This is a genomic window from Candidatus Ornithobacterium hominis, assembly GCF_951229915.1.
Classification (GTDB): domain Bacteria; phylum Bacteroidota; class Bacteroidia; order Flavobacteriales; family Weeksellaceae; genus Ornithobacterium; species Ornithobacterium hominis.
On record NZ_OX579588.1, the window covers coordinates 1,595,222 to 1,608,580 of the forward strand.

8 protein-coding genes are annotated in these 13,359 nt (G+C 35.7%); all 8 read right to left on the reverse strand.

The window, feature by feature from the left end:
• Nucleotides 1–11: 11 nt before the first annotated feature.
• Nucleotides 12–3,161, reverse strand: coding sequence for a SusC/RagA family TonB-linked outer membrane protein (locus QOX03_RS07505; protein WP_283670637.1), 3,150 nt, complete (start codon nt 3,159–3,161; stop codon nt 12–14).
• A gap of 324 nt (nt 3,162–3,485) precedes the next feature.
• Nucleotides 3,486–4,187 carry a BACON domain-containing protein gene (locus QOX03_RS07510; RefSeq protein ID WP_283670638.1) on the reverse strand — a complete coding sequence of 234 codons (702 nt, stop codon included), beginning with the start codon at nt 4,185–4,187 and terminating at the stop codon, nt 3,486–3,488.
• Nucleotides 4,188–4,190: 3 nt separating this feature from the next.
• Nucleotides 4,191–5,060, reverse strand: a complete 870-nt coding sequence (locus tag QOX03_RS07515; protein ID WP_283670639.1) for a discoidin domain-containing protein — start codon at nt 5,058–5,060, stop codon at nt 4,191–4,193.
• A gap of 12 nt (nt 5,061–5,072) precedes the next feature.
• Entirely contained in the window at nt 5,073–6,959 is a 1,887-nt protein-coding gene (locus tag QOX03_RS07520) for a RagB/SusD family nutrient uptake outer membrane protein (protein WP_283670640.1), read from the reverse strand.
• 6 nt (nt 6,960–6,965) lie between these two features.
• Entirely contained in the window at nt 6,966–10,049 is a 3,084-nt protein-coding gene (locus QOX03_RS07525; RefSeq protein WP_283670641.1) for a SusC/RagA family TonB-linked outer membrane protein, read from the reverse strand.
• Between the two features lie 335 nt (nt 10,050–10,384).
• Nucleotides 10,385–11,164: a zinc ribbon domain-containing protein gene (locus QOX03_RS07530; protein WP_283670642.1), complete on the reverse strand. Its 780-nt coding sequence runs from the start codon at nt 11,162–11,164 to the stop codon at nt 10,385–10,387.
• A gap of 4 nt (nt 11,165–11,168) precedes the next feature.
• Nucleotides 11,169–12,263, reverse strand: coding sequence for a Nif3-like dinuclear metal center hexameric protein (locus QOX03_RS07535; RefSeq protein ID WP_283670643.1), 1,095 nt, complete (start codon nt 12,261–12,263; stop codon nt 11,169–11,171).
• A gap of 21 nt (nt 12,264–12,284) precedes the next feature.
• Complete coding sequence (locus QOX03_RS07540; RefSeq protein WP_283670644.1) at nt 12,285–13,286, reverse strand: SRPBCC domain-containing protein; 1,002 nt, start codon at nt 13,284–13,286, stop codon at nt 12,285–12,287.
• Between the last annotated feature and the right edge of the window lie 73 nt (nt 13,287–13,359).

The window sequence follows — 13,359 nt, forward strand, 5'->3', positions numbered from 1 at the left end:
TATTAATATTTTTAAAATGTTATACTTATACCAGTTGAGATGGTTTTTGACAATGGGTAAATTTTCCCGTTCCCCCATGATCCACCAGTAGTCTCGGGGTCAAAAATGTCGATTAGTTTAGTCCAAGTCATTAAATTCTCTCCTGAGAAATAAATTCTAACTTTAGAGAATCCAATTTTATCCATCAACTGCTGCGGTAAGGTGTAGCCGATTTGTAAATTCTTAAGTCTAATATAAGACGCATCTTGTAGCCAACGCGTTTGCGTATAAAAGTTTTTGCCTCCATTTGCATTTACACGAGGGAAATAAGCATCTACATTAGGCCCAAATGGGCTTGTGGTATTTTCTGGCCTGAAATAATCTAAGTGTTGCTCAAAAGCTGCTGCTTGCCATTGATTATTATTAGCTCCATTAAAGTAAGGTCCATCTACAGATAGATCTCTCTTGCCCACTCCTTGGAAGAAAGCGCTCACATCAAAGCCTTTGTAATTTGCGTATAGATTAAGTCCAAATTGGTATCTTGGGCTATTATTACCAATAATCTTACGATCTCCTGTATCTCCTAAAATACCTTTTCCTCCTGAGATCTCACCGTCTCCATTTAAGTCTTCATACATGATGTCTCCTGCTTTCCAGTCACTGCCCAAGCGGTTTTGGTTAACTTTTGCCAGCCAGTCTTTCATTTCCTCATCAGTTTTTGCCATGCCGTGTGTTACATACCCCCAAATATCACCAAAATATCGTCCCTCGTAGTAGTCGTTAATTCTCTTTAGTTCATTGGGGTATTTCAATATTTTTTGTCTATTGTCTGTTAAAGTACCTCTAAGACCATAGGTGAAATCTTGCCCAATTTTGTCGTTCCAAGACAAAGAAAGCTCAAAACCTTTGGATAACATATCTGTATTATTAATTCTAGGAGGGTTTGTGCCTAATACTCCTGGCAATTGTGGGGCAGGGCCTACCATATCAAACGTTGTTCTTTTAAATAATTCAAACGTAGCGCTCAGTTTGTTGTTGAAGGCTCCTAAATCAAGTCCAATGTTCCAATCCCTAACTCTTTCCCAAGTTAGTAGTGAGCTTACCATACCTGGTGTGCCGGCTGTATTTGTTCTTTCACCGTTTAATAACCAGTTACCATTTAAATTCCCTAAAGGCATGGTTAAAAAGAATGGATACCAGCTATTAGTGGCTTGGTTTCCTAATTCACCGTAAGAACCTCTAATTTTAAATGTATTAATGGTTCTCAGCCAAGAATCTGAATTTGCCCAGAAATCTTCATTTGCCATGTTCCAACCCGCAGATACCGCTGGGAACCAGTTCCATCTTTTATCTCTCAAAAATCTACTTGAGCCATCATACCTTAAACTCAATTCTAGTAAGTATTTATTGTCATAGTCATAATTAATGCGTCCGAAAAAACCAGCTGTCGCCCAATGCTGAAACTGACCACTGACATTCATATCTTTACCAGCTGTGGTGTTTAGCGTTGGTACGTTAAAATCTAATAAGTCTTTTCTCCAAGCAGAAAGAGTTCTGTATTTATTTAATTCTGATTGAAAGCCTAGCATGAATTTAGTATTATGCAACCCAAAAGATTTTGTGTAATCTGTATAAATATTTGGTGAAAAGAAGTTGGCTTTGTAAGCATATTCATAAACTCTAGATTCACCTTGTCCCATGCCATTTGATTGATAATTAACTGGCGTAGGATTGCCTAAGCTATCATAAGAATAAATGGGTAAGAAGTAAGTATGATTAAAATCATAAGAGGTCTTATAGCTTAAATTGGCATGAATATTCCAGTTCTTTGCTGGTGTTATCATTAAATTTAGCTGTTGCAGTAATTCATCATTTTCATCTTCAGATCTATTATTCAATAAATGTTCTATTTCATTTCCAAATACATAATTCCCATTATTATCATACATCGGCATAGTTGGCCATCTTCTGGCTATATTGTGATAAAACAAACCTGTATCATAGCCTGGCTTCCCAAATATTCTTCTTTGAAATCTAGCATTATAATCCAACTTCAACCAATCTTTTAATTGTGCTGAAAACTTCCCGTTGAAACTATAGCGATCATAGGTATCTGTATTAAATCTCAATAAGCCTTCCATTCCCAGCCAGTTTGCTGACAAATAAAAGTTTACTTTTTGTGATCCTCCACGTACGCTCAAATTATGCTCTTGAGATTGAGTCCAATCTCGGTAGAATTCTTTAAACCAATTCCTATTGGAGAAACCATTGGTATAAGCTGCCCAACTATTCGTGTTAGGAATCCATTCCGTTTCTTCTTTTAATGAACCATTTTTATGAGCAATGATTTTTTTAATCGTTTCTGGCGAAAACACGGGGTTTCCTCCTGCCGCTCTAGCTGCATCATTCATATAATAAGCAAACCTCTCTGAATCAATCATTTTTGGCTGCAATAAAGGTGAATTAAACCTTAAGTCGCCTTTGTAGTTAACGATAATTCTTCCTTCTGCACCTTTCTTTGTCGTCACCAAGATAACCCCAAAAGGAGCTCGGCTACCATATAATGCCGATGATGCGGCATCTTTTAATACTGAAATGTTTTCAATATCATTGGGGTTTAGTCTTGCTAAATTTCCTTCTACTCCATCAATTAAAACTAAAGGCGAACCTGTTGAACCTGAACCAATGGTGCCCGAACCACGAATATTAAAATTTGGGGCGTTATTTAGCTCCCCCCCTCCGTTGCCAATGGAAAAATTCATACCAGCTACTTGCCCTTGCAAAGCCTGCACAGCATTCTGCACTGGGCGCTGTGCCAACGCATCACCATCAATTACTGAAACCGCTCCTGTCAAATTTTCTTTCTTCTGTTTACCAAAAGCAACTACTACTTCTAAATTAATTTCTGATTCTAAATTAATTGTCCCGACGTCTAATTTATTCACCGTAATGGTTTTTACATTTAACGTAATTGGGTTTGTAATCACTAGGTGATTGCCGACTTTCCCTGCTACACTAAATTCGCCATTTTCATTGGTGAATGTAGAAACGCCTGTTTCTTCCACTTTTACTTCAGCATCGGGCACTGGGCCTACGTTATCTGAAACAACTCCAGTTACCTGCGCATAGCTGAAAACCATTAGCAACAACATGACTGCTGCCATCAATTTTTTTGTCCTCATTCTCTACTTATTTTTCTCATTTAAACTTCTATTAAACTAACTTTTTTTGCATTTTTTTTCTTTCCCTTAATTGTTAATGATTAATCAATGAGCATTAAAGTTATATTAATTTTTAGTTTTAAAAAAATTGAAAAGGCTTAAAAAAATCATATTTTATTTTTTAAGGCTTAAAAAATTTATTTATAGACCTGAATTTGATTATATTTCCCTCAGAAAATGATAGGAAATTTTAAGGCTTAAAAAATTTTTCAAACCTGCTTTTTAAATCAAAAAAGCGCCTTTGAGATCCAAAAGCGCTTTTTAGTTAAAAGATTAAGAATTCCTTTATTTCACCAAAGTTTTAGTGCTTTCATTTTGAGAAGATGAGGTCTCGGCAGAAACGATTCCTGTAGAAATATTATTGGGTATATAACGCTCTTGATTGATTGTAATTTCTCTTTCTATCATAGAATAATCTCCATTTCCTACAACTGTAATCTTAGCTGTTCTTGCTTCTTGCATATTTCTATATTGATCTACCACATATTTATATTTCGTCTGTTGTGAATCAATATTTTCTTTTTCTAGCAAACGAATCCACTCCAAGCTATCGGCTAAATTCACTGTATAGTCAATAATGGAATTAATCGTAAATTCTATTGTTTCCCCTGCTGCAGAAACAGTGAACGCCTGCGTGTTAACTGACAGTGCATTGTTTGCACTAGTTTGATTGATGGTAATCGCCTGCATTTCATTTCCTGCATAGACTCTCACTATTGAAGTTCTATTATCGTTATTATTCAAATGAGGTGAAATTTTTAACTTTAGCCCCGCTGTTGTTTTCTCACCTCGCACCCAGTCATTATCCTCATTCTGAATACTATAATACCAGTCAGAAATGTTTGTAGCCACTTTTATAACTGTTTCACCACCATTGGGTAGGTAAGAAATATTTTTTTGATCTAAAGTCAATGTCGGGGTCACTAAATCATCACCGCACGAAATGATAAGCAATGAAAATATGGACAATAAGAGTAATTTTTTCATAATTTAAGCTTCTGGGTCATTAATTTGTAATTCTACATTCGTCATTCCAAATTCACTAAATACGAAGAACTTTCGTCCATCTGCTGTTTTAGTTATATTATAGCGAATTTTCTGAAACGGTTTTTTAACATAAATAACGCCTGATGTGTATCGTGCGAATCTTCCTCCTGGGTTTAATCCCGTAGTTACTTCTTTAATATCTTCCCATTCATTACCATCATTAGAACCTTGAATATTAATTTTTGTTGGGTAATTATTCCCATTGCTTCGGGTTCCAAATGTGAAAATAAAGGCTTTTTCAATGGGCGTTGCTAAATCTACTTGAAAGTAGTGTACATCTGGGCTTGTGCCACTCCAAGCACTATGGAAGTATGTTGCATTATTCCCATCCAATGTATTTGCTAGGTTACCTTCTCTTGATTCTGGGGCGTTTGTGCTCAATTGGTCTGCAGTCAGATTAATTGCATGCTGAATGAATATCGTATCAGTAAACGCTCTACCCGATTGTGCAGTGAATTTAAAGACTTCTCCTCCCTTGTGATTGGCATTGAAAGGTTGAAGTGTAAATTCATAGTCACCAAATTTCTGCAACGTGCCTGGTATCAGTATAGAATCTGCTAATTTACTTGCATTCCTATTCATTTGTTTACCAGTCTTATGGTCAAAATAAGAGACTTTTACATATTCATATTTTGAATTCTCTTTCTTGTCCCAATATAAAACGATTTGACCAGGTTTCGGCTTTGATGTAATATTCGTAATTCCGCCAGGTGCACTCGCTGAATATTCTTTCATATAAATCGACTCATCTTCTTGGCAAGACGCAAAGAAAATCATCGAAAATAATAGTATTAAAATTCTATAATTATTCATAATATTTATTTTTTAATAGCCTGGGTTTTGGACTAAATTTGGATTTTTTTGTACTTCCCCAAAAGGAATTGGTAATAAATAATGTGTTGGTGTTGTAAAATTTCTAATAATCCCTGTCAATTTTGTTTTTCTTGAGAAACTAGAAATTGTTGTTCCGTCAACGTTCATTCCTTCTGGAACTTTATTAAATAAATCACCTGCTAGCAACCATCTTCTCATATCCCAAAAATTTTGGTGCTCTAGGTACAATTCTATCATTCTTTCTTGGCGTACAATTTCTCTTAACTTGTCCTGAGTCAAAGCTACACCGATGCTACCCCAAGCTTGTTCTAGCGTTGGGATACCTGCTCTTTCTCTAATTTTGTTGATGTAAATTTTTGCCTGATCTAAATTATTGGTTTCCACACAAGCTTCTGCATAATTTAAGTACAATTCGCCTAGTCTCACCACGGCCCAAGGATATTCAATATGCCCTGAACCGCTTTCGCTGGCTGTGTTCCCTGGGTGAACTCCTTTTTTACTCAAGAAACCTGATGGTGAATAGTTGTTTGTTCTTCCATGGCGACCTGCATTATCATTACTTGTGAAGAAAGTTACTATTTTCTTATTATCAATACCTCTTTTATATTCGGGTAAATAAGCCCATTTTTCATTTGCCTGTGTTGTTTGACCTTGCGCTTCATAATATCCTCCGTGGAAATCAATCCATGCGTAATATCTTGGCTCTCGGCGTAAATTCATCAAAGAAGTTTCACCTTCACCATTGATGTCTCCCGTAGGGAATGTCACTACATCAAATCTATTATTAAACTCAAAGTTAGGGTCTTGGTCTATCGGCAACCCGTTTTCTGTATAGAATCGATCTAGCATTGCTAAAGTTGGTGCGATTCCGTTCCAGGTTCTACCTGTCCAGAAAGGTCTTGATTTATTTTGTAAACTATAGCGCCCCTCAGCTCTTGCATCTATCCAAATAGCTTCTTTGGAGTTTTTATCTACGGCATTAAACCTCAATGCTCTTTGTGTTTGGTCTGCGGGTTCAGGTAAATTAGGGAAGTTTCTAGAATCATCAGAAATATACAATCTAATACCTGCAGCTTCTGCTTCTTGAATTGCTTTCAAATTAGCTTCTCTCGCCAACTCCCATTTTTGGATACTATAGTTTAAATTCATTAACTTTTCTCCATCTTTATTTTCAAAGTTAGAATAGAATTTACTGTTTCCATTGAATAGAGGTGAAGCTGCATATAAAAGTAATCTACCTTTTATGGCACTCGCCGCTACATTGGTGGCTAAACCTTTTCTGATATCAGTTCTGTCTGTAGGTAAATTCACCGCAGCTTCATCAAATTTTGCTGCAATAAAGTCTACACATTCGTCAAAAGGTCTTCTCCCTAAGTAATCTTGCGGCGGAGTCAATATACTAGGTTCTTCTTTCACCAAAATAATGGGACCATAAGATCTTAAAAGTAAAAAGTGATAATACCCAATCAAGAAATTAGCTTGCGCAATGTAATCTTTCTTGGTATCTTCATCCAGTTGTGGTACAGAATTAATGTTATTGATGAGTCTATAACATTGTTTGATTCCACCAAATAATGTGTCCCAATAGGAAATCACTGGGTTGTTTGCTGTGAAATTCCCTTGTGGAAATCTAGCAAAAATTTCATGTTCAAAAGCGGTAACTACCTCATCTCCTGTAAACCAGTCTAAAGAGCTTGCTCCCAATCTTGGGTTGGGGATATAAGAGTAGCATGAATACAGAAAACGTTCTGCTGCTCTTGGGTTTGCAAAAGCCTCTGCTTCTGTGGCAATTTCATCAGGAGCTACATCTAAATAATCTGTACAAGAATTACTTAACATTATTGCTAAAAAAGCTATTAATATTTTAATTTTTTTCATGATTTTTTAATTAATTGTCATTTTAAATCCTGCATTAAAAGTTCTTTGAGTAGGGTATCGCAATCCATTACCACCTCCTTGCTCAGGATCCCATAGTTTAAATTTAGAAAAAGTTAATAGGTTTACGCCACTTATATAGAATCGCATATTTTTATAAGTATATCCTATTTCTGCATTTTTTAATTTTAAGAAAGCTCCATTTCTTAACCAATAGCTAGAAACTACCGTGTTATTAGCATGGTCATTCTTAGTCAATCTTGGGTGAGCAGCAGTCACGTCTTGATTTGTTGGACTCCAGTGAGAGTCTGCAATCCATTGCAATACATTGTCTCTTGCATTGGTACCAAATGGTGAAATGTTATTTACAGCTAATGATGTATGTGCTACGCCTTGGAAGTATAAACCAAAATCCCATTTTTTGTACTGAACATTAGGCCCAAATCCATAAATAATTTCTGGAACGGTGGGATACCCCATATACACTCTATCATTTGAGTCAATCTGCCCATCAGCAACGCCATGGATATTTGGAATATCTTTGTATTTAATATCACCAGGCGCTACATTCCCACTAATCAACTGTTTTGCACGATTGTTCACTTCTGCCCAATCATAGAACAGACCTTCTGCCACGTAACCTAAGTGTGTATACAAACTTCTGCCTACGTTTTTCAAGTTAGGATATTCTTGAAAACTAGGCTCATCATATTTCAAAATTTCATTAGTTACATAAGTGAAGCTTCCTTGAAAGTCTACTCTCAAATTTCTATTAAAATTTTTGGTATAATTAACCGAGGCTTCAAACCCTTTATTTTTAACCTCAGCTGTATTCCCATAAACTATTGTACTTGATGTTCCTAAATAGTTGGCTATTGTCCCACGACGTTGGAAGATGTTTCTTCTAATTTCTTGGAAAATATCAAAATTTAAACTTAAGCTATTGAATAGCCTAGATTCTAAACCTATATCGATTTTTTCTCCTACTTCCCAAGTCAAATTATTATTTTGGAAACGGTCGTAAGATGGACCTGTCAAATGATAATTTTGGTCTATCCCTGTTGTAAATCCTCTATTGTACAAATTAATATTTGCCAAGTATAAGAATCGGTCTCCACCGATTTGGTCATTTCCTACAAGCCCCCAAGAGGCTCTAACTTTTAAATCTTGTATAACATTTTTTAATGACGCAAAATAATCTTCTTGGCTTAAGTTATACCCCAAAGCAACAGATGGAAAGAAGCCCCAACGTTTACCAGGAGCAAAGTTCTCTGAACCGTTATAACCTGCATTGACCTCTATCAAATATTTTTGGTCATAATTATAATTAATACGTCCTGCTACACCTTGCTTTCTTCTAGGTAATGAATTTACTAAAACTCCATAAGATGTTGAAGCGCCTAAGTTGTTTAAGTTAAATTCATCTTGGTTATAAATCAAAGCTACATCAAAATTATGCACACTATTAAAGCTTCTGTTATAATTCAAAATCCCTTGCATATACAACCTTCTATCTCCACTTGTGCCACTAGTAGAGTTTAAAACAATATTGCTTTCTGTTCCTAATAAGCCTAAAGAATAATCATATCCTCCATTTGGTAATTTAGAAAAAGAAGTTAACCTGAAGGTGTTATACGGCGCCACACGATTAGCCGTTGTGCTAGACCAGTTTTTGAACGTTGCTAAAGCATTAAAGCTCAATCCTTTTACCAAAAAATCAAATTTTTGATTAAACTCCAAAGTCGCAATTACCATGCTAGAAAATGAGTCACTATAACCACTCACTAAACTGGCCAAAGGGTTATATGGGGCAACGTTACTTCCAGAAAAAGCTCCCCATCTCACGTAGGACACAACACTATCTTTTGGGAACATAATAGGGAAATCTACTGGGTTTGCTCTAATCGCATATTGAAACAAATCATTTGAACTTACCGACGGTCTTCTGCTATTTGTCAATTGAGTATTCAATCTTAATGAAATTTTTGAATAATTACTCAAATGCGCATTAATATTATTTTGGAATGAAAATTTGTGAATATTAATATTATTATCAAAAGAGAAAAAGTCTGTACTTCGTCCTCTCATCATCCCTGTCTCATGATTATAAGTACCACTCATGAAGTAATCCAACTTCTTGCCTCCCCCACGAATATTGAAGTTCACTTTTTGATTATGTGATGAATTTTTAAACAACTCTTTATACCAATTTATATCAGGATATATATAGGGGTCTAGCCCTTTTATCGTACCATTGATTTGATCTTCTGTAAATCTCGCAACACCAGAACTCAAGTTATCAGAAGCTTCATTAAATAACCTCATATACTCCGCTCCCGAAACCATTTTGGGAATGGATGTAGGCGTGTTCACATAACTCTCTAAGCGGAAATTTATTTTTGGCTTATCTAAATTTGCACCAGATTTGGTGGTAATTATCATCACACCATTTGCACCACGCGTACCATAGAGAGCTGTAGCCGTTGCATCTTTCAATACAGAAAAACTTTCAATCACATCAGGATCTATTGAATTCAAATCTCCTGATGAAACCTGAACTCCATCCAATATAATCAAAGGCGAACTTACTCCACTAATCGTTGAAATACCTCTAATGTAAAAATCTGAAGCATTTCGCCCTGGCTCACCAGATCTTTGGTATGCAATCACGCCCGAAACTCTACCCGCAAAGCTATTAGATAGATTTGCACTCGGGACTCTTAAATCCTCTGGCTTAATAGAGGTAATTGAACCAACCACACTTTCTTTCTTTTGCGTACCAAAACTCGTCACTACTTCTAGCTGAACCTCATTGGTGACAATGTTAATCTCACCCATATTCAACTGAAGAACATCCACTGTGACTTCGCTCAAAGTAATCGGGTTTACTACCTTCAGCTTATCACCTACCTTACCATCTATCAAAAACGTACCGTCTTCGTTAGACAACACTTTCTTCTCTGTATTCAATACAGAAATCTCAGCACCTTCAATGGGGCCTAAATCGTCCACCACCGTACCTGTAATTTGCGCAGATAATGCTGCCAATGCCATAAGCAACATTATACTCCATAAACTTTTCAATAAAGACATATACCTATGTGTTTTTTAATTTATATAAATTTAACACAAATTTCATTAAACACAATTAATCTTAACCTAATTTTAATCATGTATTAATAAATAAATTATTGAAAAATCAAATAAATAACAGATAAACGATATTTAATTAAAATAAATCAATTTACAATCCTATGTTTTGTATATATCCTAATAATTAATTTAAATAATAAAGAAAAACATAAAATAAATTTTACCTTAATTTAAAATCATTCCAAATAAAAAGATCAAGATTTCTCTTGACCTTTTCATTTTTTCAATTAAATAAATCCTAAAATTTTTAAAGCCTTATAAAATTTTGTGTTTTCTTAAGCCTTTAAATTTTTTTTCATAATTTCTCGTTGCTCATCTGCCAACTCACTATCTACCAAGATTCTCCCACTATGCTCATCCAAAATGATTTTCTTTCTCATCGCAATTTCCATCTGCCGCTGTGGCGGAATAGTGAAAAACGAACCTGCCGAAGCTCCTCTCTCTACGGGGACCACAGCCAAGCCATTCTTCACAGAATTTCTAATTTTTTTATAAGCCTTCAAAAGTTTTGGCTCAATTTCCTTACCGTATTTTTCTGCAAGCTCTGTCAATTTCTGTTCTTCTTTCTCGGTATCTTTCACAATATCCTCTAGCTCTTGTTTTTTATGCTCCAGATGAGAAGTATAAGATTCAATTTTCTCATTCAGTTCAGCCAAACTTTCTTTTTTATGTTCGATTTTAGCCTTAGCTTCCTTGATTCTTTTCTCGCTCAACTTGATTTCCAGCTCTTGGTACTCCACCTCTTTAGACAAAGCCTCAAACTCTCTGTTGTTTCTTACATTATCCTGCTGCTTGGTATATTTTTCCATCAAAGCTTCAGAAGTTTTTATAGCTTCTTTCTTTTCTTTAATGTCTTTATTCAAGTCATCAATTTCTTTCTCAATCTTTTCCACACGAGCGCCCATCCCAGCAATCTCATCATCCAAATCCTGAACTTCCAAAGGCAATTCACCTCTTGTATTTCTGATTTGGTCTAATCTGGAATCGATTAATTGCAGATTATATAAAGACCTTAATTTCTCTTCTACCGTTGGCTCTAAATTTTTATCACTCATAAGATTAATAGTAGTTTACTGAATTTGTATTAATCCGCGAAATGCGGACAGCAAAATTAGGGAATTTTTCTGAAAGATAATTTTTTATGATTAATTTATTCCATTGTTCGCTCTCATAATGCCCTACATCACAAATCATGAAATTTTCTAAGCCTTTAAAAAAATCGTGATATTTAAAATCTGCCGAAACAAAAACTTGAGCTCCCTGCCGTTGTGCCGCAGCAATAGCAAATGCGCCTGAGCCTCCCATAACTGCTACACGCCGCACATTCAATGGTAAAGGAGTGGAATGTCTTAGCATTTTTAAATTAAAAACCTTTTTCACATGTTCCAAAAAAAGTTCTCCATTCATCGGCTCTACCAAGTTGCCTACTCTGCCCATCCCCAGCTGATTGCTCTGATTTTCTAGCAACAACACATCATAAGCCACTTCCTCATACGGATGCTTTTCTTTCATCGCTGCGATGACTTCTTTCAGATGATTTTTCTTCACCAAGACTTCTACACGCATTTCTTTTTCCAAATGAATCTGATTTATTTCTCCCACAGCAGGTTCAGCCCCAGCCTCTGCCCGAAAGCTGCCCGTTCCCGTACTGCTAAAGCTGCAATGGCTATAGTTGCCTAGTTGCCCTGCCCCAGCTGCAAAAATCGCACTCTTTACTTCTTCTGCCTGAGCCTCAGGAACAAAGAAAATTAGTTTGTACAAAAATTGCTCTGCTGGTATCAGAACTTCTGAATTTTCGATGCCCAATCGGCGACAAATCTCTTTGTTGGGGCCGTTTTCTGTTTGGTCTAAATTGGTATGGAGCGCAAAAACAGCAATATCATTTTTAATTAATTTCATTAGCATTGCTGCGGTAGGCTCTGCGGCATTTAATTTTTTTAAGCCTTTAAAAATTAGGGGGTGAAAACAAACAATCAAATCTGCTTGTTCTTCGATGGCTTCTTCTACCACTTGTGGTGTCACATCAAAGGCTACCAAGATTTTTTGAACATCTTGCTCGGCATTACCGAGCAAAAGCCCTACGTTATCAAAATCTTCTGCCAGTTCTGCTGGTGCCCATTCGTTGAGACTTTTTATAATTTTTTTTAACTTCACGTTTTTTAAAGCCTTTTTAATTTAGTTAGATTTCAGTACGTAAAAAACTTGAATTTCATCATTGGGTAATTCTTCTTCCCAAAAACGATTTCCTAAAACTAATTTTTCTTGATTTGCGAAATTCCTCAATTTAGTTAAAGTCTTTTCTAGATTAGACAACCTTGGGTTGTACTTCAATGTCAGTGCTTTACCGCCTTCCACGGGGTAGTACTGCATGCCATCCACCAATTCAATTTCTTGCTCCACGGGGTAACCAAAAATCATACTTTTCAGATTTCTTGAGGCATCATATTTTATATAATAGGTGTAGGCATTTCCTATCACCTCATCGCTTAAGCGCTGAGAATCTTTCAAATAACTGTAGAGCATTGCCAGCGACTCCTCTTTAGCCATATTGAATTCTTCTTCGCTAAAACTGGTTTCTTGCACAAAACCTAAAATCTTTTGATTTTCAACGCTCACTTCCACAGGCGTATCTCTTAGCTTTTGCGTTGTGTCACTTGTATTTTCACTCAGGTATTTCTCCAATTGAATTAAATTTTCTTCTATTTTTTTTTGAATTTTATTTTTGATTAAATAATAATAAACTTGATAAGGATATTGACTCTCAGCACTATCAAATGTAAAAATAACTTTGGTGCGTCCATCATCCAATTGCTGTAGAATCACTTCCCCCGTGTGATTGGGGTTCTCAGGGATTTCAAAATCATAAAAAATAAATTCGTTTTGCTTTGCTTCAGTAATCTTCACGCGGCCTAAAATTTCTCCTTTTTCATCTTTCCAAACATAAGAAGCGCTAGCTCCCTCGGCGGGTTTACTGTATTGATGCTTTGTATTCTCTTTTGCTTCCCATTCAAACCATTCAGAGAATTTTTGCACATTGGCAAAAGCATTGTAAACCGTCGGCAAATCTTGTTCATAAATATGTTCTGCTTCTTGATGAATCGTCTTTGGCAAAAAAAATGGAACCACTGCAATGGCAACTAATAAAAGTAAGAGCAGAATGATTATTTTTTTCATCATTTAATTTTTTTTGTCAAATATAAGAGGTTTGTCAAATAATTTTTATTATAATTTCTATTTTTGAAGTAAATTT